11 protein-coding genes are annotated in these 23,144 nt (G+C 37.3%); all 11 read right to left on the bottom strand.

Features of this window, described 5'->3' with window-relative positions; genetic code table 11:
• Positions 1-1,254, bottom strand: coding sequence for an MFS transporter (locus tag B176_RS0109230; RefSeq protein ID WP_017258520.1), 1,254 nt, complete (start codon positions 1,252-1,254; stop codon positions 1-3).
• Complete coding sequence (locus B176_RS19335) at positions 1,244-2,194, bottom strand: ROK family protein (protein WP_017258519.1); 951 nt, start codon at positions 2,192-2,194, stop codon at positions 1,244-1,246. Before B176_RS19335 ends, B176_RS0109230 begins: the two co-directional genes overlap by 11 nt.
• A 505-nt stretch (positions 2,195-2,699) precedes the next feature.
• Entirely contained in the window at positions 2,700-6,788 is a 4,089-nt protein-coding gene (locus B176_RS0109220) for a hybrid sensor histidine kinase/response regulator transcription factor (protein WP_040540363.1), read from the bottom strand.
• A gap of 317 nt (positions 6,789-7,105) precedes the next feature.
• Positions 7,106-8,482, bottom strand: a complete 1,377-nt coding sequence (locus B176_RS0109215) for a sulfatase family protein (protein ID WP_154647937.1) — start codon at positions 8,480-8,482, stop codon at positions 7,106-7,108.
• Between the two features lie 230 nt (positions 8,483-8,712).
• Positions 8,713-10,203, bottom strand: coding sequence for a sulfatase family protein (locus B176_RS0109205; protein WP_026063247.1), 1,491 nt, complete (start codon positions 10,201-10,203; stop codon positions 8,713-8,715).
• 9 nt (positions 10,204-10,212) lie between these two features.
• Positions 10,213-11,859, bottom strand: a complete 1,647-nt coding sequence (locus B176_RS0109200) for a sulfatase family protein (protein WP_017258514.1) — start codon at positions 11,857-11,859, stop codon at positions 10,213-10,215.
• A 340-nt stretch (positions 11,860-12,199) separates the two neighbouring features.
• Positions 12,200-14,212: a heparin-sulfate lyase HepC gene (gene hepC / locus B176_RS0109195; RefSeq protein WP_154647936.1), complete on the bottom strand. Its 2,013-nt coding sequence runs from the start codon at positions 14,210-14,212 to the stop codon at positions 12,200-12,202.
• Positions 14,213-14,289: 77 nt separating this feature from the next.
• A complete protein-coding gene (locus B176_RS19330; RefSeq protein ID WP_017258512.1) occupies positions 14,290-15,153 on the bottom strand; it encodes a heparin lyase I family protein in 864 nt (287 codons plus the stop codon).
• Positions 15,154-15,325: 172 nt separating this feature from the next.
• Positions 15,326-17,938, bottom strand: a complete 2,613-nt coding sequence (locus B176_RS0109185) for a DUF4962 domain-containing protein (RefSeq protein WP_017258511.1) — start codon at positions 17,936-17,938, stop codon at positions 15,326-15,328.
• Positions 17,939-19,603 (bottom strand): RagB/SusD family nutrient uptake outer membrane protein, encoded by a 1,665-nt coding sequence (locus B176_RS0109180; protein WP_017258510.1) that lies wholly within the window; start codon positions 19,601-19,603, stop codon positions 17,939-17,941. It lies immediately after the preceding gene.
• An 18-nt stretch (positions 19,604-19,621) separates the two neighbouring features.
• Positions 19,622-22,798: a SusC/RagA family TonB-linked outer membrane protein gene (locus B176_RS0109175; protein WP_017258509.1), complete on the bottom strand. Its 3,177-nt coding sequence runs from the start codon at positions 22,796-22,798 to the stop codon at positions 19,622-19,624.
• Positions 22,799-23,144: the final 346 nt, after the last annotated feature.

Below are 23,144 nucleotides of genomic sequence, written 5' to 3'. Positions count from 1 at the left end.
TTATCCTTTAAAAATGTCTTTAAACGCTATCGTTTTATTGGCTATCAATGGCTTGGCATAATTGGCTAGAAACAAAATGTAACCTAACGTTATATATAAAAACATCATCGCATAGCGGAGACCAATAAAATCGCCAAAGAAACCTATGATAAAAGGTACAAGCGCACCACCAAATATTCCTGAACATAATATCCCAGAGAAAGAACCATGGTGATCTTTGTAAGAGTTAAGTGCTAGAGAAAATATAATAGAGAACATTACTGATATGCAGAAACCGCTAATTGGAAAAGCGTAAAGCGATACTTCTTTTTCGCCAAAAAGCGCAAATGAAACTGCAAGAATGGTTAGTAGTACTGCTGTTTTAAGTATGATTTTAGAGTCCCAAATTTTTAGTAAAGCTAAACCCAGAAAGCAACCTAAAGACATTAAGCCCCAAAACCAAGCAATAGTTGTAGCGCCTTCCTCTGCCGGATTAACGCCGTGGTAGGTTCTTAAAAACTCCGACATCCAGTTGGCTAAAGCTTGTTCTGTACCTACATAGGCAACAATCCCAAAAAAGAAAAGGATTACTTTTTTGTCTTTTAAAAGGCTAAAATAAACTTCTTTGGTGCCTGTTTTTTCATCGTCTTTAAGTTGTACCGTGGGTATTTTTATCAATAACAGCGTTGCAATGATCAAAATGAAAATAAAGCTAAAAATCCAATATAGAATAGTCCAGTTTAATCCGTTTACTGCAAGACCAGACAGAAAAGAAAGCAATGCATTGCTCTCTGAGGATGCAGAGAAAGAACCGATTAGGTAAGAAAAAGCAAAAGGGCTTACAAATGATGCTAGGCCAAAGACTAACTGTGCCAGTACAGAAAAGAAAGCGAAATTTTCCTCGCCACCCGCGGTACGCATTAAAGGATTGATAATAACCTGAAGCATGGCCATCCCAATTCCAATAGTGAAAAGAGAAGCAAGCGCAACCAAATATTCGGGGTAGATAGCAAAAGCTAAAGAGCCAAGCAGGTTTAAGGTAAATGCAATAAGCATCGCCTTTTTTTCTCCTAATTTTTCAATAATTATACCAGCCGGAATAGACATGATTCCGTACGCCAAGAAAAATGAAAAAGGTAAAAACGCGGCTAAAGTTAAGCTAAGATGATAAGTTTCAATAATGATTGGCATTAATGGACCTAAAATGTTTGTAACAAAAGAAATTACAAACCAGATCAGCAGGATAACGCCTACTAATAAATTGTTACGCTTCATGTTTTTGGAGTTGGTTTAAATAAGATAAGTTTTGGAACACAAGTCCGGCACAACCTAAGAGTCCGGCATTGTTTTCTAACGCAGCAGCTACAATTTCTGTATTGCTAATGGTATCAGTCATTACTTTTTTATAGACTCTTTTTTTAATTTCCTCAATGTAGAAACTGCCAGAAGCAGAAATTCCACCACCGATGATTACTTTTTGCGGACTGAAGATATTAATCAGGCTAATTACACCTGTGGCGAGGTAGTCAAAGTGACTTTGCATAACTTGTACAGCTTCTACCTCATGCTCTAGATACTTTTTTGTAATTAACTTACCGTTTACCGTTGCTGGGTCTTGATTGGTGAGCTTAGCATAGTTTTCAACCAGAGCAGTTACAGATGCATAGGCTTCTAAACATCCAATGCTTCCACAGTTACACTTAATGCCATCATGTTTGATAATCATATGCCCCATTTCTGTACCTCGGTTTCTAAAACCACCATATAATTGGTTGTTGATCACTAAGCTACCACCTATACCTGTACCTACTGTTAGAAATACAACATCACTGCAGCCTTTTCCGGCTCCGTACATCGTTTCTCCCCACGCCATCATATTTGCATCATTATTTATAATGACCTCTAGTCCGGTTGATGAATAAATACTGTTTTTAAGATTGAAATTTGTAAAGCCGGGTAGGTTATCCGCACCGCCTAAGATTACTCCGTTTTCTACAATGCCAGGAAAGCCGATACCTACACCCACAATGGGTCCTGGAGCATGATTAGCACATTTTCTAATGGCCGCATTGATCAGTGCAATTACTTCTCCTTCTGTAAATGCATCATTTGATGGCATTAAAAAAGAGTAAATAATTTCTCCGTCAATATCTACTAATCCACATTTTAAAGCGGTGCCGCCAACGTCTATCCCTATAGCGTATGTCTGTGTCAATTTTATGTTTGGTTAAGGTTTATGGAAAAGCGGTTAAATACCGCAATCAATAATTATTAATCGAAAGTAGTGGAAAAGCGATTTAGACGATTTTAATTATGTCTTTTATTGTTTCGATTTTGATTTAAAAGACTTATTCTAACTCTTTTTTGTTATGTGTTTCACTCTAAGCAGGGTTTCTGTTTTTGAGAATCTTGTATTTATTTATTACATCTCAGATTTTAATATCAAAATCCTCCCGGCTCATTGCCGCCGGAACGGCTATTTCTTTTCGGATGAAAGAAACAAAAATCTGTTTTTGTTGCACATCAGAAAATCAAGTGCGCTGATTTTTACTCGTTCCAGTGCTGAAACAACGTTACTACGACTCCGACGTAAAACCGCTTTCGCTATATGCTTGGTAGTGCTGTCACAATATTTGTGCTACTGATTTTCTGATTTCCTAGCACTGCCACCGCTCCTTATATTATGGAAGCCTATGTTACGGATAAATTTAAACAGTTTCTTATTCTAACTCTTTTCTCGCAATATATTCTGTTGGCATGCAATTGTAATATTGCTTAAAAGAAGTTGAGAAGTAGGAGGGAGAGTTAAAGCCAGACATGTAAGCAACCTGTGCAACAGTGTATTTTTTTGTTTGTAGCAATTCAATTGCTTTTTTAAATCTTATTCTTTTGATAAAGTCTGTTGCGGATTCGCCAGTGATGGCTTTAAGTTTTAAGTAAAGGTTAGAGCGGCTCATCCCAATTTCTTTACTGAATTTATCTACAGAGAATTCTGCATCAGTTACATTTTTCTCCATAATAGCAATGGCATTACGTAAAAAATCTTCATCCAAACTATTGAAAGCGATGTTTTCTGGGACAATTTCCGTTGAGCTTGAGTAAAATTCTTTTAGCCTTCGTCGAGAGCGCACAATGTTTTGAAGCTTAGCTTCTAATATTGAAATAGAAAAAGGCTTGGTCACGTAATCATCTGCACCAACTTCTAATCCTTTAATATGATGGGTTGTTTCGTTTTTGGCAGTTAACAGAATAACCGGAATGTGGCAGGTACTGATATTTTGTTTTATTTTTTTACAGAACTGGATGCCGTCCATTTCAGGCATCATCACATCACTAATGATGAGGTCGAAATTTTCTTTTTCTAACAGCTCTAATGCTTCTAAGCCATTGTGGGCTACACTGGTGTTGTATGTTTTACTAAAATAGTTTTTTAAATAGGCTACAATTTCGTGGTTGTCGTCTACAATCAGTAGCTTTTCAGTATCTGTACCTGTAAAGTTAGTTTCATCATTAATTGTTTCTGGCTCAACTGTCTGTAAATCATCTGTTGGGGAGTCATCATCGATAGCGATTGTATGATCAATAAACTCATGTTGTAAATGCTCATCCAAAACGTAATAAGAATCGCTTATTGGTAAGCTTACAATAAAGCTAGAACCGTTGCCTAATTGGCTATCTACTTTAATTTCGCCGTGGTGTAGTTCTACCAATCTTTTGGTAAAAGCTAAGCCAACACCCGATCCAAGGTTCATCTCGTTGTTGTTAACTTGGTAAAATCTTTCGAAAATCTGCATTTGATCATTTGGCGAAATACCCACACCATCGTCACTAACTTTAATAATGATTTTATCACCGTTAAGGGATAACTGCATACTTATATTGCCTTCTTTTTTAGTGTATTTAAAGGCATTTGATAAAAGGTTGAAGGCTATTTTCTCTAGGGCATCAGCATCAAAGCTAAACCACAGCTCGTTTATGGTAGTCTCAAATTTAAAATTGATCAAATTTCTTTCTGCAAGTGCAGAAAACGACGAATGAATATCGCGTAAAAAGCTAACGATATCACCGTTTTTAACCTGCAGTTTTTTTGTGCCTAATTCGGCTTTTCTAAATTCGAACAACTGATCAACCAAATGATAAAGCCGTTTTGCATTTACCAAAATAAGCTCGTGATATCGTTTTAACGATTTTTCTAAAGGTGCTTTCTGTATCAGTTCTTCTAACGGTGCAATAATTAGCGTAAGTGGCGTACGAAATTCATGAGATATATTGGTGAAAAATTCCATTTTCACTTTGTTGATATAGTCTACCTTTTCTCGTTCAAGATGGGCTATTTTTAACTCCTGCTTGGTACGTATTCTTTCGGCAATAATTTTGTAAGCAACATAAACTCCACCTATTATAAAGCAAGCCATTATAAGGTAGAACCAATTGCTACGCCACCAGGGCGGTAGTATTTCTATTTGGAGTGTTCTCTCGGGGCTTGTTTCCCCAAGCGGGCCCACAGCTTTTATGTGTAGGGTATAACTACCAAACCTGAGGTTGGAAAAGGTTGCGCTATTTTTGTTTTTACTTGGTTGCCAATCATTATCAAAACCAGTTAGTTTGTAGTGATACTTGATTTTATTGGGAGAGATATAGTTGAATGTGTTGAAAAAAACGGTGAACTGTTTATAGTCTGCGCTAAGCTTTATCGTTTCTTGGTGATCTATTTGTTGTTGCAGAATATCATAGCTGTCGCCAACTACAACGGGTTTGTTTAAAACCTCTAATCCAGTAAAAGTTACCTTTAAACTAAAAGGTTGCTGCACAATAGATTTTGGATAAAAGTAGGTGATACCATTTATTCCCCCAAAAAGAATCATACCGTCTGATGTTTTACAAAAGGCATTAAGATTAAACTGACTGTTTTGTAGGCCGTCTTTATTATCAAAAAGTTGAACTTTTTTTGAATCGGGGTCAAACTTGATCAATCCGGTGTTGGTGGAAATCCATAAATTCCCGCCGTCATCTGGCTGTACACCATAAATAACCCCTTGTACTAATTTATTTGGACCGTTTAGCTTAGCGAAATTCCGTTTGTTTTCGTTGTATAGGTTTAGGCCATCTCGGGTGCCCACCCAAATTCTTCCTTTTTTATCTTCGGTAATGCAAGAAACCACATCATGGCTCAACATTTCCCCTTTATAGATTTCTAGCTCTAACCTATCCGGGTAAAAAATATTAACGCCTTTGGTAGTTCCAATCCATATTCTTCCTTTACTATCTTCTTTTAAGTAGGTTATTTCATCAGAGGTTAGTCTTTGTCCGGTTTTGTCTAAATAAAAACGGGTGAAAGTTTTTTCTGAGGGATTGAAGCGATTTAAACCAGACCGCGTACCTACCCAAATTCTGTTTTTTGAATCTGTTAATAGTGCGTAAACCATATCGCCCGATATGGAAGAGGAGTTTTCTGGGTTATTTTTATAACGGGTAATTCGATTTGTTTTCCTATCTAGGTAATTAAGCCCCATATTATGCGTTCCAATCAGTACATTTCCGGTAGCATCAAATGCTATTGATTTGACGTTGTTGGAGCTTAAAGAATTTGAATCTCCTTCTTTGGCTGTAATGTAACTGATAACGTTCCGCTTCCTGTCCCAAAAGTTAATGCCTTTATCGTTGGTGCCAATCCAGATATTTAATTGCGGATCTTCTTTTATAACGTTTATTACTTCATCGTTGAGCGATAAAGGACCCATGTTTTGGTTCAATAAACGGAACTTTATATCGTTCTGATGATAGTAATTTAAACCGCCATAATAAGTACCCAACCACATTCCGTTTTGCCTATCGCGATAGATGTAGCGTACAGAGTTTTGGCTAATGGTATAAGGTATTGTGGATTGATGGTAGTGGTTTTCGAAAGTTTTAGTACTTAAATTAAAGACAGATAGTCCTCTAAACGTACCAATCCAGATATTTCCGTTATTGTCTTTAGCCAAACTTCTAACATCATTATCTGCAAGGCTTGATTTGTTGCCAACGGAATGCTGGTATTTTTGCAGATTTCCGTTTTTAGTGTTGAAAACGTAAAGTCCTGCACCTTCTGATGCAGCCAACATATCATCATCATTGAATAAAATCTGGTTTATTTTGGTTTTTCTTTCTTTGAAGTTTATAAACTGGATAGTTTTAGCGCCTAAAGCCATTCGGTAAACCCCAACATCTGTGGCTATATAAATGGAGTTGTTATGGAAAAATAATTGCGATATGTTGCTGATCTTAGCTTGGGTGTTATTGTAGTTATGTACTTGAAATGTATCTGATTTGGAATTGTACGAGTAGATTTCTCCAGTACTTGTACCTAACCACATTTTGCCAGTTTTATCTTTAATAATGGTTGTTACGTACCATTCTCCGGTACGTATAGGTAGGTGGTAATTTTTAAATTTTTCTGTTTTAGAGTCATAGCTGCTAATTCCTTTATCACCGCCAACCCAAAGCACACCAACATTATCAATTAAAAGGCTTCGGATAAAGCTCGATTGCAAACTTTGCGGATCATTTCTATTTGGTCGGTAAACTTTAAATGCTTCACCATCGTATCTGTTAAGCCCATCTTGAGTGGCAACCCACATAAAGCCCAAAGAATCTTGAATAATAGAATATACAGTGCTTTGTGATAAGCCCCGATCTACAGATATGGTACGGAAATACTTTTCTGCTAATTTTTTATCAATGCCGTTGTCTGCAAAAGCAGTGATTGCTAACAACATAACTAGTTGTAGAACAATTACTTTGTTTAGGAGCTTTTTTAGAATTAGCATGCGCATTCGATTTTTATTTTTACAAGTTGTTTAACTTCGCTTAAACAAGTAATATCTGATACATAATACGGAGATTATCCCGTACTGATACTATTGAAATGCATTATTTTTTAAAAACTGTGTTTTTATAGAATCTGATAAGTTATCCATAAATCTAACTGTTCTTGAAGCTTGCTTGTAAGTATCGAATTTAAGAGCCTGTTTAAAATTTATCTAATAATTTGTTTATGCTTTTTTTTGGCTACAAAATTTGCCTTGTTTAGCTCAAAAATAACCTATAAACATTCTTACAATACAAATTTAAACAGACTTAATAACTAATTCCAAGCATTAAAAGAATCTCCATGTTGTGCACCCCATTGCTTAAGGTGCTTGCGCATAGCTACAATTTGCTTTTTAAATTTGGTGTTTGCTGCTAAGTTGTTGGTTTCTCCAGGGTCTTTTTGCAAATCAAAAAGCTGTTCGCGGATATCGCCTTTGTCATAAACAATGTATTTATACTGATGTGTAATTACGGCTCTGCCTTTAATGCCCAACATGGTGGTATTATCTGCAAAATCAGTTTCTATTACCAAAGTATCTCTTAGCTTGTACTGAGGGTTATCAATTGCTTTTTTAACATCGGCACCTTTTAAATAGGAGGGGCCTTTAATACCAGCGTAAGATAAAATAGTAGGCATAATATCAATGCCGTTACAGACCAGGTTATCGTTTGTACTAGGTTTCCATTGACCCAGTTTGGAGACAATAAATGGAACTTGTGCAGATTCTTGATAAAGAACTTGTTTTTGGTTCCATTGGTGTGCTGCGTATCCATCGCCATGGTCACTGGTGAAAATAATGATGGTATTATCTTCCAAGTCGTACTTTTTGAGTCCGGCTAAAACCATTCCTACATACTCGTCTACTTTTTCTACCAAGCGGTTATAAGTCCAGCGGTATTGTCTCCATTTGTTTTCTTCCCAATTTACAGAAGGGTAGGTTCTTGCGTTAGATAGCTGTTGCTCACGAATAATAGCAGGTTCATTAGCCTGAATTCTCCAGTTTGTTGGTAATACTGGGCATAATTCTGGTGCAGGCGCTAATGGAAACGGATTCATTTTCATTTTATCGTCTCTGGCCCATTCGCAGATATCATGAGGGTTTAGAAATGAAGTAACCAATAGAAAAGGTTTGTTTTTATTCGTTTTCATAAACTCAGTAGCCGCTGCCGGGTTGGCTGCGTCCATAAAATCACGGTTTTCTACGTTCTGCATATATTCAAAACCATGTTGACTCACTTTATCAATTGGAATTGGTAAATGCCATTTTCCAACGTAGCCCGTTTTGTACCCCGCATCCTTAAAAATCTTCCCCATTACCAATAAAGAATCAGGCCATTGGCCATCTTTCTCTTCTCTGTTACCTACAAAACCAGTTTCTGTAGGCATTCGTCCGCTAAAAATAGAAACCCTAGATGGCGTACAAAGTGGTTGGGCACAATAGGCTTGGGTAAACCGAACGCCATTGGCAGCCAATAAATCCATTGAAGGTGTGTTTAGCTCTCTGTTTCCTGCGTTACTCATCGCTTCTGCCGTTTGTTGGTCGGTCATGATGATGAGGATATTAGGTTTTTTAGCAACTGCTGTTTGTGCATTTGCATAGAGGCTTGTTACAGAAAGTAGTATTGCAACTACTGCTTTTTTATTGAACATATTAAACATGTTTTATGATGATGTTATATTCTTAAAATCGGTTTTTTTTTCGGTTAACGATTGCAGCGACATCCTTTTTTTGTCCTTCGACTCCGCTCAGGATGACAAAAAAGATATAGCGTAAAGCGTGTGTAAATGCCCAAAACATTTTTAACGCTAACGAGGTTGTTTTATTTAAACCAAAAAAGCGCCTTCCTTAATAAAAAGGAAAGCGCTTTATTTATCAAATTTTATTTAAGATAATTGTACATGGTATCTAAACCAAATTCCTTAATAGCTTCTTTGCTGGGTTTTGGTGTTTTATCTATCTCGCTGAAATAGTCTGTGCTATCCCAAATAATTTTCCCGCCTGTTTCTCTGGGGTCGTTTGTCTTTTTTAAATAAGCAACCATTTTATCCGAAAGGTCTTTTTTTACCTTAGCAAACTTAGGGTCGTTAGCGATGTTGTGCAATTGATCTGGATCGTTTGCAACGTCAAAAAGCTCTTCGGCAGGGCGTTTAGCAAAAGCTAAATCATACATTGGTTTTACAGCTGGCTCATCTTTATGTTTTAATATATAAAACTTAGCCGGACCAGGGTAGTTTAGCATGTAAGGGTCAACATCTCCGTACAATGGTGGGTCTCCAGCTGGCCATCTTGATGCTTCGTAGTTTTTGATGTAAAGAAAATCTTTGGTTCTAATGGCTCTGCCAGGGTAACCTAAACCTTGTTGGCGTACAAAAGCATGGCGTTCTCTGGCTAAAACCACAAAGTCTCTTTCTTGATGCTTTGGCGCATCTTTTTGTACAATTGGCAAAATGTTAAAACCTGTCATCTGCTTTGGTATTTCTGCATTCGCGATACTTAAAAATGTAGGTGCAAAATCTGCTAAAGTCATTAGCTCATCAGTAACTGCATTGGTTTTAAAGTTTTTAGGCCATGATATAATCAATGGAACACGGGTTCCGAAATCGTAAAGATTTGCTAAACCACGTGGCATCTGCCAGCCATTGTCTGCAACAACAATTACAATGGTATTGTCTAATTCGCCAGTTTCTTTTAGCTGTTGCATAATTATGCCCACCTCATCGTCAAAAGTTTGAATCGCCGCGTAATAATCTGCAATATCTATACGCACATCTTTGGTATCTGGCAGGTATTTTGGAACGGTAATTTTACTTAAATCAATCCCTGCTTTTTCTCCAGAACCTACTACATAAGGGCGGTGTGGGTGTAAGCTGTTGAACCAATAGCTCCAAGGTTCTCCTTTTTTGCTGTTTTTGATAAAGTCTGCAAAGTTTGCGTATTTATCACCTCCTGGGTTACGGGTTCTGCCGTTGGCCTCGTAACTTCCGGGGCCCCATCCTTTACCATCAAAACCAACTCTATAACCTGCTTTTTCTAAAAGGTCGGTAAAAATTGGAAACTGCGTAGGCAAAATTCCCCATAAGTTTGCGCCTTCTTCTATTCTCCATATATCCTGCCCGGTGAGCATAGCCGCTCTGGCTGGCGTACATGACGGAGAATTACAATAAGCATTGGTAAAGCGGACGCCTTCTGCAGCTATTTTATCAATGTTGGGTGTTTTTACCACATCATCACCATAAACACCAACGTGGTTCCATGACTGGTTATCAGACATTAAGAGTAAAATGTTTGGTCTGTCGGGTTTATCCTCAGATTTACAGGCTGCCATAAAAAGTATAGCAGCTAAAAAGATGTTTCTAGAAAACGGTTTCATAAAAATCTATTAATTATTTATAGTTGGATTAGTGTCTTTATATTGTTTTTGGAGCTTAGTCAATTGAACTTTTAGGTCAACAAGTGTTTGCTGGTAAGCAGGGTCTTGGTAAAGATTATGCATTTCATGCGGATCTTTTGCTAAATCATAAAGTTCCCACTCGTCAATATCATTGTAAAAATGGATGAGCTTATAGCGTTGCGTTCTAATGCCATAGTGCCTTTTTACCATGTGCCAGCTTGGGTATTCGTAATAATGATAGTAAACTGCTTTGCGCCAATCTGCGGGAGTTTTTCCGGCATTATCCATAATTGGTCTTAGCGATTTTCCCTGCATATCTTCGGGTATTGTTACACCTGCATAATCTAAAAGGGTAGGAGCAAAATCCAAGTTCATAGCTAGGGCAGTTGTTTTAGAACCAGCTTTAATTGATTTTGGATATCTTACCAAAAGCGGTGTTCTTAGGCTTTCATCGTACATAAACCGTTTATCAAAAAAGCCATGTTCGCCTAAGAAAAAGCCTTGGTCTGATGTGTAAACGATGATGGTATTGTCTAATTCACCAATTTCTTTTAAGTAATCTAGCAAACGGCCTACGTTTTCGTCAACAGAAGTTACACACGACATGTAATCTCTCATGTACTGTTGGTATTTCCAACTAACCAATTCTTTGCCTTTTAAGTTTAATGTTTTAAACTCGGCAATTCTTTTACTGTACTCTTTGTTCCAAACGGCTTTTTCTGTACGGTTCATCCGGTTATAAACTTCAAAAAATCTTTGTTTATCGGTTGATTTATCGTTGGCGTTTTTGAAATCACCTTCTTTACTGTCTTTAAATTTTGCTTTTTGCGGAGATTTTTCAAAAGCATTAAGTTCTTCTTCTGAAACTAATTTTAAGTCCCAAGCATCCATCATATCTGTAGAGATATTCATCATCTGCTCTTTTGCAGCTCGGCCTCTGTTGCTAAAATCATCGAAAAGATTAGCTGGCTCTGGAAATATCTTATCATCATACATTCCTAAATGACGAGTAGCGGGCATCCAGTTTCTGTGTGGTGCTTTTTGCTGATAAATCATCATAAAAGGTTTGTTTTTATCTCTTGCTTCTACAAATTTGATGGCTTTATCGGTCACTAAATCGGTAACATAACCTTGTTCTGTAATCAGTTTTCCGTTTTCTAAAAAATCTGGCTGGTAGTACTGCCCTTGGTTTGGTAAAATGCTGTAATAATCAAAACCCATAGGTGTAGAGCCTAAATGCCATTTACCAATCATTGCGGTTTGATAGCCTGCTTTTTTTAGCAATTGTGGGTAAATAACCTGGGTGCTATCAAACACTTTTGAATTATCGGTTAAACCGTTTAAATGGCTGTATTTTCCTGTTAAAATGGTTGCCCTAGACGGGCCACAAACGGCGTTGGTTACAAAGCAGTTTTCAAACAAAATACCTTCGTTGGCTAACCTGTCTAAATTTGGTGTTTCAATATATCGCTTATCATAAGCACTCAAAGCCTGGGTGGTATGATCATCAGTCATGATGAAAATAATATTGGGTTTCTTTTCTGTTGGCTGATCTTTGTCTGCACATGCGCCAAGCAATAGTAACAGCGCAAATGCTGCTATGTATTGAAATTTTAAGCCGTTTGTTATCTTCATTTTTAAAAAATGTATATGTAAAGCTGATGTTAAGCTTTTTATAATTGGAACGTGAAATTAGCGAAGGTAGCCGGTTTTAGCTTTTGGATTTGTTTAAAATGCTTTCGATTTGGTTGAAACCAAAATTAAATGGTGGAAAGGTACGCTTATAACCTGCTTTGGCAATTACTAGGGAGTTTTATAAAATGGGAGCGATAATGTTTGAGGAGTGTGATGTGTGCTTGCGAAATAAGAAATTGGGCAAATGATTAACAATTCCACTGAAGTGATGTGGAGGTAAAAAGAAAACATCGCATCACTATTTGATAATGATGCGATGTAGAAATTTGAATGCTGGTTTTTAACGCAAATGGTATTTTAATTTATGAGATTTTCCGTCAACCGTTACTTTAACTTTTAGCGTATTTCCGTTTGTTTTTAAGAATTTAGCATCAATGCTAGGCACAACTGCTATGCCGCTAAACGGAACAATTACCGTTAAAAACCGAGGTGTTTGGTTTTCGGTTTTGGGCATTTGTATTGCAAAAGCCGGACGTTTTATTTTCTCGTTATATTTGTAGGAAACAAAATTTTCTTCGGCCACCATATTAGCGTTTTGTGGTGCAAAGGTTTTAAGGGTAATATTATTTAAATCGGCGTTGGTGGTGGTTATAGATTTTGAAATATAATCTGCGTCAACTACACCCTCTTTAAATGCAAAATGAATTGCAACATCACCGGTTGCTTTGCCAATAGCTTCATCAGCAATTACAAAAAACTTTTTGTTGACAAAAAACACTGATCTTCTATGTTTTAGGTTTTCGTAACTAGGGTTTTCGTAAACCAGTACGTCTAATTTGTTGCTTGTACTCCATTTTAGTTCTTTGGCATCAACCGTTAAATTCTGGTTATCTAGCGTTAAAGTGTTGTGCAGTTTGGTTTGGCGGAAATAGTCTCTCTGTTTGTTAACTGCTGCATTGCCCGAGTAAAGAAAAGCTCCTGGGTCGGGCATAAAATTTCTGCCTTTTACCCAAATCTCAAAAGTTCCATTATCTGGCTGACTGTGCCAAAAAGCTGGTTTACTTGCTTTTAATATCAAATTGGTAGAATTAGTGTCCCAACCACTTCTGAAAGCGTAGATGCCGCCGTCTGGCAATCTGTGCGAAGTGTGATTTGGCAACGAACCTTCTTTACCATCTGTTGCGAAATATTTTAAAACTTTGTTGTTAGGGTAAACTGAAGACCAATCTTTAAAGTTTTTCATCATTACAGATTTACTTGTTAACCACGAATCACTGAACATTGGGTGGCTATAATCTGGGAATGAAAACTCGACAACAGCCATCATCATTTTTTCTAATCTATCAAGGTAAAATTGCGGAAACTGGGATGCTATGCCATTTAAATCAAGCATCCTCAAAGCTTTGTAAAAGGTGTTCGCACTGGCAATATGGTAATGAAATGCCAGTTCATCATGCATGCCATCAGCAAAAACCTGAATGCCAATTTGCTCGTTTAACTTTGTTATTCCGCTTTTTTGCCAGTTTTTTGCATCGGCTAATTCTGGAAAAACAGTGCCTGCGTATATTACGCGTTGCGCTTGGAACAATAGATGATTTCCCTCTGTAGAGTAATTGTTGATTACCCGTTCGGCCTGTTTGGCATAGTTGGTTAAAAAAGTAACCAAAAAATCTTCGTCAAAAGCTTTTGAGTTGATGAAGTAGAAGAACAGTTTTGATTGTAGCTCTAATCGCTCACTAACCTCTAAACTTCTCCAAGCAAAATTGTCGTTATCTTCAGATAAACCTATCGGGTTTTTACGAACCCAGTCTGCGTACTCAAATACCCATTCCTTAGCATAGCGCTCGTCATTTGTAGCAGTGTAGGTTTTAGCCATAGCATCCCACCAAGCCATACGGTGTATTTGCCATTTGAGCTCATTGTCTTTAACTGGCCAATATTGCCAGTTGATGTCTTTTCCATAATCAAAGGCTGGGTAGCCATTCATAACAAAAAAGGTGTGGTTTAAAGCGTCGTTTGCCCTTTTTAAATCTGTTTCGGCTAAAGTTCCAACAATTGGTTTTCCGGTACTAGCATTTACTGTTAAATCCGGATGGATGATGTTTTTTCTGGTTTTGTAATAAACCAATAAACTCTCAATAGCTTTATCTGCTTTGCCTGCCAAGTAATAGGTTTTTACTTGAGCTAAGCCAGACCGGTTAAGGTCTAGCTTAGCAAGTAATGTTGTTTTGTTATTTGTTTGTGCAACTGAATAGCTGACACTGAATAGAATAATTCCGCAAATAATGAGACTTAACTTAGACGAAATCGCCGTTACTACTCTAGCAGTTTTAATTTTTGTTTTATTTTCCATGTTAGCCTTCAGATGTTTTTGTTTTGCCCACACTCATCTTTAATTCATTATTGTGTAAATTAAAAGAGGAAGAGGACTTAATTAAGTGCAGTGATTTTTACGTCATCATGGTATGCAATACGTGTTAAAGCGTTATCAGTAAAGCTTGTTCCAGCTTCTCTATACACTCCCCATTTAATGTATCCATGTTGTGCTGCAGTTCCAGTGTAGGTAACTGTATTGAGACGTTGTAATCGGATGGTGTAATTTTGTTCTCCAGGATACCGAGTGTAAATCTTTAAATAGCCAGTTGTTGTGTTTGACCAAAGCACATCAATCCGAAAATCAATCCATTGATTGATGTAAGGTCTGAAGTCTGTAACAAGATTATCTTGAGCAGTAGCACCAGTTCTGGTTACAATTGAGTTTCTTTTGGTTAATATTCTAATGGGTACGGATGCGCCGGAAGTAATTTTACATTGGAAAAGATTATCGCCGTAGGGTGGGTTACTTGAATTCCATTGCTCCCAGTCTTTTAAGTAAACACTAAATTCATAGCGACGCTCATCACCGGAAGCAAATCTGGCAGCGGGAATATTGTCTGCGTCACTTTCACTTCTGTAGGCGTCGTTTGAAAAATAGCCAGGAAGTCCGAGCGTAACTTTGTGCGCAACTGCATAATTGCCATTTCTGCCTGGGCTTACCATGTAAACGGCATCGGAAGCAGTAGCGTTGGTGGGGTTTACACCAGTAATTCCAGAGTTGGTGGTACCTGTTTCATAATCCACATTAAGCAAAACACTACCACTTGCTTGTGTTTTAATACTGGAATGTGCTATGCCATTTTCTGTGGTCAGAGAAGCTTGTTTTTCTACCACTCCATTATTTTTGGTACAGGCAAAAAGTAAAGTTGTACAAGTTATTAACGTGTAACTTCTTAAGTTAAATCTGCTTTTTCTCATTTCATTTTATTTTTAAAAGGTTTAATTAAAAAAGTGAGGATGATATTTAGAACCTGTTTAATTACATAGAGTCATTATTTAATTTCATAATCAATCATTATAATGTGTTATTATAAAGGTTTTTAGCTTTAGGCTTTGTGCATTCTGCTTTTAGCCTTTATATAAAACTCCATCAAATCTCCAATTCTGGCAATTGATCTTTTAAAGAAACAGTTTTACCATTTTCTTTGATTACTGTAGTGCCGTCGTAAATTACACTTAGCGGTTCTTTTGTGTTTTTTATAGCGAAGGTTGCTTTGCCTGTTACAGCTAAGTTTACTTTAATAATCCAGTTATCAACCTCAATGGTATTTGCGTCAATATACTTAGGTGTAATTGCTTTACCGTCTTTACTGTGCGTACTAATTACCGTTGCAAAACGATAAACTTTACTATTGGGAGTTGTGGCTGTAAAATGCCAATGATTTTTGTAAGGTTTAAATACACCGTTATCATCGGATTTTAACCAGTTTATTGCCGGAACAAAAAACTTATCGGTTTGGGTAGTCTTCAACTTATCTTTAGAGAAAAGGTAAGCGTCAGAAATTCCGTTTAGGTTGTTTGCCTGTACATGAACAAAATCTTTATCATTTGCTACCGTCATTGGGTTTTCAATGCTATGCAGTAAATAGCTCCAGGTTATTGCACTATCGGCTTCTAATTCATCATAAATAAAAACCAGATCGGCGCCGCCCAAACTCACAATGTGCCTGCGAAATGTTTTCACATGATTGGTGTCCCAGCCATTTTTTGGCGAGTATTCTAATTTTGAAAGTCTTCCTCTTTCTAACCAAAGGGGCGAAGCTACCTTACCATAAGCATTAGAAGCATCACCTAAAAAGTAACTGATTTTTTCGCCGTTATAATATCGTGGCATCCATCCGTAACCTTCGGTACCTATTTTTTGTCCCATTCCGTTGGCCAAAATACTGTTATGCGCCCTGGTGCTTCTGTGGCTGTAAACACCATGCTCGTCGATAAAACTGGTGTGGTGCCCACTGCTATAAAATAGAGGTTTACCTGCATAAAAAGTGTTAAAGGCATTCTGATTTGCTAAAGCATGAGAGGTAGAACCATATGGGCTCGATCGAAATGACAGCATGGCGCTTTGTTTGATGTTGCCCCAATTAGACATTACACTTGCTAAACCTGTATTTGGGAAAACATACGATAATGATAAGTCTTTAAGGCCCTTACCCTTTGGTAAAGTTTTATCCGATTGTAAGCGGAACCAAGATAAATCTCCTGGTTTAGCCATAAAGCCTGTTTTTAGGATGTTTGGCTCTTCTTTTCTAATTACATTTACATAGTCGGCTAAATAAGTATTGTTGGTCAATTTAGCAATAGCATCTGCATAACCAACCCTGGTGCCGTTTGGTTTTACAACATTTTGATGCGAGCTTCCGTTACCTCCTGATTTTGAAAAAGGAGGTTGCTGATAAATTACGTACATAGCAGAACCTCGATACCAGGGGTCGCTAAAAAAATCGTAACCACTCAGCTGACTATAAAAATACGGCACTTCTACTAAGGTTCTGATGTTTACATGGAAATAGGAATCTCCATTATGCCAGCCACCATCGTTATTTACGCCAGGGAAGCGGGCAATCCATAAATTGTAACAGTAATCTGCCCATTTTGCTGCTTCGGGCAGCTCGCCGTAAGCAGAAAAAGCAGCCATGGTTAAAATACGGAGCGTCATTTGTACAGAGTGGTTATCTGCAATATGTGCTTCTAAATGGTTTGCAAATTCCTCAAAAAAACTATTGCCGTTTTCTTTAATCTCTGCTAAAAGTAATCGCTTCTGATCTTTAGAAAGTATGTTGTAGAAAGAATCATAAGCCATTGAACTTAATGAAAGCAGGGTAGATTGGTTAAAATCGCCAGCTAATAAGCCACTGTTTCGCCAACTGATGATTTCTTTTACCCTATCCATTGCTGCTTTAAAGTAACGCTCGTCTTTAGTTAGCAGATAGGAACGGATTAAAACTTCCGTGTTAGCCTCTTCCTTATCTACAACTCTTCTGCTTTCGCGGATGAGCATTGCTTTTTGTTTAAGTTTATCGTTTAGTTCGGCAACTTTACTGGTATCGATAGTATTACTGATATGAAGTATTTTTGTTTTTAGAAGCTGGTTAGCTTTATCTAAATACCATCCTCTTTCTTCTTTACCAACACTATTTTTTATAAAAGTATCCCACGTGTTTTGCTGCGCCCAAACTCTGGGGTGAGTTTTAGGAAGTTTTGCGATTAAATCTTCAAAAGTTGGTGTAGAAAATTTAGCTGTACCATTTTTAAGCGTAAAACGCAGCGTTTTAGACCAAGTGGTTTTTCCCTTATCCACGTAAGCGTATTGCCAATACCAAAGACCACTTTCCATTTCAACAGCTGGGTTATAAAATGCCCATGAAGTCTCTGCAGTGATTGTACCTTTCTTAAATTTTTTGTTTTTGGAGATCCGTATCTTGTAATTTACGGCGTTAGGATCTGGTTTCTTTGTTGAAGTATCAGAAACGCCGTCCAAAACAGAACCGGCGTTTCCTTTACCCAATAAAGGCCACATAAATGCTACTTTTTTATTAATTATCACAGCGGCATTTAACGGAAACGGCGTAGCTCGCATCTCGTTCATCAAATTTTCTTGATTTATCTTTATTCTGGGTTGCGCAGTAGCTTCAAATGCGAAACATATTACAATTAAAGCACTAACAAGTTGCAATCCATTAGATAAAATGCGCTTCATCATTTAGTAATTAGGGTTTTGTGTTAAGTTAATATTTAGTTCTCGCTCTCTTGTTGGGATAGGGTATAACTCGTGTTTATTATCTACAAAATAAGTTCCTGCGATATAAGGGAAGCCGGTAGAGTAAGCTTTTAACGCTGTTTCGGCACTTCGAAGTGTTTCGCCTAAAATATTCCATCTAATTAAATCCCCTTTTCTCAATCCCTCGTATGCTAGTTCTAAAACTCTTTCTTCTTTTATTTTTTCAAAAAACGGCAAGCCTGTTACAGTAGTTGGAATATCTACCGCACTAACTGTTCCCAACGGTAAACCATAAGCTCTTCTTCTTACTTGGTTAATCGCTAAATAAGCTGCAACATTTGGTTGTTCATTATTAGACATCCATTCTGCTTCTGCTCTCATGAGTAGCACATCCGAATATCTTAACAAAGTCCAATTTAAATCGGTATTGTTTGTGCTTTTTGGTGAAGTTCCCTGCCAGTTACGTCTCCATTTACCCGGCGCCCATTTCCGGTCATTGTTTGTTCCTGCTTTTAATGTGGTGGTATCGCCAGTAGCGGTAATTTGGAATGTCGCAATAGTTACTTTTTTCCTAGTATCTGTTGCTGCAAACTTTTTGTAGAATAAAGGAGATACTTTATAAAACGAATTAGCTCTTCCAAAAGGGGCAGCGGCATCACATATTGGACTGTTCCATGAACCCACATAACTGCTATTGTCATTGTCGCCGGTTGCATTGTAAAAAGCAACTTCAAACATCGACTCCTTTGGTTCCAGTTTAAGAGTGCAATAGTTTCTGAAGATGTTTTCGAAGCTCAAATTTAACGAGTGCTCCCCCGACTCCATGATTTCTTTGGTTAGTCTAGCAGTTTCTGCATAATAATCTTTATAATTAGCAGGACGTTTTCTGGTTCCGTCTTGTCTTAAAGAATATCCTCCTCTGTATAGATAAACTCGAGCTAAAATACCTTTAACTGCACCTTTGCTCACGCGTTCATCATTTACTTTCTGTGATACTTCTGGAATATCATCAATCGCCTCTTTCATATCGGTGATGATTTGATCGTACACTGTTTCTCTGTCAGTTCGAGCTAACTTTAAATCGTCTGATGCTTCCGTAAACTTTAACTTCAGGGGCACATCGCCAAATAAGCGTACCAAATCAAAATAATACATTCCTCTTAAGAATTTAACTTCTGCTAAACATCTTTTCAAGTCTTTCTTTTGTGCCTCTGTTCCATTGCTGTACAAATCCATGGCTGGTATTTTAGCAATAGCCAGATTGGCTCTATCTATTCCGTTATACAAACTAGTCCAACTTTTTCTGGTGTAATTATGGCCCGGAGATACATTGTAGTGAGCGATAGTTCTGTTGTCATTGCTTAAGCCAGTTCCGTCCATATGACCAATGTCTGAATCGATATCATAAACCAGGGACATGTAAAACCCGTAAGTCTCTAACTTCGACATGGTTTCATAAACTCCTAAAGTTGCTTTTTTAGCATCATCAACCGTTTTAAAATAGGTTTCTGCAACATATAGGGAGTAGGGGTCTTCTTCTAGCCATTTTTCGCAAGATGAAGCCAAGGTAAGCACTGACGCGGCTAAAAGTCCGACTACTGCGTACCTTGATATATTTTTAGAGATGCTTTTATTCACTTTTCTCATGATATTATATTTAATTGATTAAAATGATAAGTTTAGACCGGCAACAAAAGAGCGACTTCTTGGGTAAGCCCCAAAGTCGACACCAGGTGTTAAGCCGCTGCTGTTTCTTGTGCTTACTTCCGGATCATAACCAGAGTATCCGGTTATTGTGCCTAAATTATAAGCAGTAACGTATGCTCTTGCTTTGCCAATTTTTAGTTTTGACGTTAATTGCTTAGGTATGTTATACCCGAAACTTATGTTGTTTATTCTTAAGAAAGAACCGTCTTCAATTATTGAATCATAAAGTTTAACATCTGTTCCGGCACCGTTATAGGCTGGAACTGTTTTACCTTTATTTAAATCGGTTAAAGCCTGAGGATCTGTTAACCTATTGCCACTAGCATCAATAGTCAACCATCTGTCTGCAACAAAGCTTAATGCACTTCTGTAATCTAATCTGGTTTGGCTACTGTATAACTTATTCGCATTATAAACATCATTACCGTAAGACCAGTTTAAAAATACACTTAGATCAAAGTTTTTGTAAACGAAAGTGTTGGTTAAACCACCCACATGAATTGGATAAGCGTTCCCAATTACCACCCTGTCGTCTTCTGTTGTAATAAATAAATTATCAGCAGGGTTTTGATTCACCAATTTTAAAAAGCCAGGTTGTGGACTGTTATTGGTATCGTAAGAAATACCTGGTTTTAAAGTGTAAACTTGGGTGGTTGGGTTAAAATCGAAATCATTCACTTGGTAAAATCCATCAGACTGGTAGCCGTAAATTTGACCCAATGATTCTCCTACACGAACGATATAATCACTTTCTGAAAGTACACCCCAATTAGATGATGCATACATGAATGATTCTCCGCTGGTTAAGCTTAACACTTTGTTTTTATTAAAAGAGATATTAAAACTAGTGTTCCATTTAAAATCTTTTTTATTGATGTTGGCGGTGTTTAGGGTAAACTCTAAACCTTTATTACTGGTTGAACCTGCATTGATCAGCATGTTGGTGTAACCAGATAGCATTGGTACTTCCGCGTTAAGCAATAAATCTTTGGTTTTGTTACTGTAAGCCTCTGCTGTTAACTGAATTTTGTGGTTAAGAAAACTTACATCTACCCCTAAATTTTGCGAAAACGTTTGTTCCCATTTTAGATTGGGATTGGGTAATGTATTTGGATAAACCGTAACATTATTTGCATCTCCTAGCGGATAGTTACCCACATTTAGTAAAGATAATGAGCTATAATTGGCTATACGATTGTTGCCGGCATTACCAACACTTAAACGTAACTTCAAGTCAGACACTACCGTTTGATTCTTCATAAAATCTTCTTCGATAATTCGCCATGCGGCCGAAGCAGCAGGGAAGTAGCCATATCTGTTACCTGCTCCAAATTTTGAGGAACCATCTGCTCTTAAGCTCGCAGAAAACAAATACTTATCCTTAAAAGAGTAATTAGCTCTTGAAAATAAAGAAAAAATCTTCTCATCTTCAATGTTACTGGTGGCTAAAAAAGTAGCTGCTTCTGATAGCTTGTTCAATCCTAACGTTTCAAACGGGAAACCATTAGCCTGGATGTTTTTGTATGTGGTAATGGTGTAGTTTTGCTCCTGACCAAGTAATAAATCAAATTTATGGAGCTTATTGAAGGTGTTGGAATAGGTTAAGGTATTAGAATAGTTCCAGCCATGTCTGTTATTATCGCTTATTTCTCCAAACGGTCCGTTGTTTCTTCTAGCTACTACAGATCTACTATTGTTAAATATAGTTCTGTTAGAATTCGCATCTCTAAAACTTACCAAACCTTTATAAGTAATGTTTTTTAGCAGTTTATATTCTAAACCAGCGTTTAAATAAAGATATTTGGTGAAATTCTGTCGTTGTTGAGATTCTGCATTGGTTAAAGGGTTCTGTAAAGTATTGCCAGAATTTCCCTCCAAAATAGGATCTTGATCTAAATCCACTAAATCTTGGTCATTACCTGCTTTTCCAAAAGTTGGCCTATAAGTTAGTACGTTTTGCAACTGGTTAAAATTGGAGTTTCCTTCTCCAGTGCCAATTCCATTTACTTTTTGGTCCGAATAGCTAATGCTTCCGTTAAGTTTAAGTTTTTCGTTAGCTGTATGGTTCAAACTTAATTTCGCTACCTTTTTCTTTGCACCACTGGTAACCATTATTCCTTCATCGTTGTTGAAGGAATAGAACAAGTTGAATCTGGTTTCTTTATTTCCGCCGTTTACGCCAACCTTATGATATTGACTATTTGCAGTACCAAAAACTTCATCTTGCCAATCAATTCCTGGTCTGTTTGCGTAAAGCGATGCTAACTCTGCGAATGCTCCATAGTTAGTGATAAAAGAAGCAGTTTTAGTTGCATCGCCTAAGCTTCTTTCATATTGCAAAATTGTGTATTGGTAAGGGTTTAATACATCTAACGTTCTTGCAATTTTTTTAGCTCCGTAATAAGTATCGTAGGTAACTTGGGTTTTGCCTGGCTTATGCTGTTTTGTGGTTACTAAAACTACTCCGTTTGCTCCCCTTGCCCCATAAATAGCAGTGGCCGCGGCATCTTTTAAAACATCAATACTTTCTATGTCTGTTGGGTCTAAAAAGTTTAACCCTTCCGTTTGGGGAATCCCGTCAACAACGTATAGTGGCTCATTGCTTTGCGTAATAGATCCACCACCTCTTACAGTGATAGATATTCCAGCACCCGGCGCTCCTTCAGAAGCAGTAACCTGTACACCAGCCAAACGCCCCGTCAAAGCAGAGGCAACATCCTGCACCGGAACATTACTTAATTCATCTCCTTTAATAGAAGATACAGCACCGGTGTAATCTTTACGCTTGATGCTTCCGTATCCAACAACAAGTACTTCATCCATCATTTTATTGTCGGCACCCAGCTTTACATTCAAGCTTGATTTATTGCCGATTTTTTCTTCTACTGTAGAAAATCCAATATAGGAAAATGATAGTACCGCATCTTTGGAAGCCAGTTTTAAAGCGTATTTTCCGTTTAGATCTGTTACGGTGCCGTTTTTGGTTCCTTTTTCTTTAATGTTGACTCCGGGAAGAGGAATGCCCTCGGTATCTGTTACTGTTCCCGTTACGTTTAATGATTGTGCGAAGGAGGTATTTGCACAAATCAATAATACGAGCAGCATAACTGCTCTACTTAGTAGTTTTAGCTTCATGTTAGTTATAATAATTGGTTAAACGAATTTAGCTATTATAGTTAACGAGGACTTTTAAATTCATCTTAAACTCTTTCGTTTTTGTTGAATTGCCCCATCATAATCGCTTAAGTAAACCCAAAATCGATCTTTCCTGATTAACATGTAAAAAACAGGAAACAGGGTAATATTCAGTTTTAATCTGTCTTGCTTAGCGCTTATTAGGCAAAATCTTTTGGTAAAATTTATAAGGTTTTTTGTGCTGGATTTTGAAACTTTAAAAAGGGCAGTTTAATGTTCGCTATATTTTTTTAAAATAAGCAATCATCGCAATACACGCTAATTTTTTAATATTTTTTCTGATTTG

This window comes from Pedobacter arcticus A12, from assembly GCF_000302595.1.
Classification (GTDB): Bacteria; Bacteroidota; Bacteroidia; order Sphingobacteriales; family Sphingobacteriaceae; genus Pseudopedobacter; species Pseudopedobacter arcticus.
Note: the sequence above shows the minus strand (reverse complement) of the source record. Positions and strands in the feature narration are given on the sequence as shown.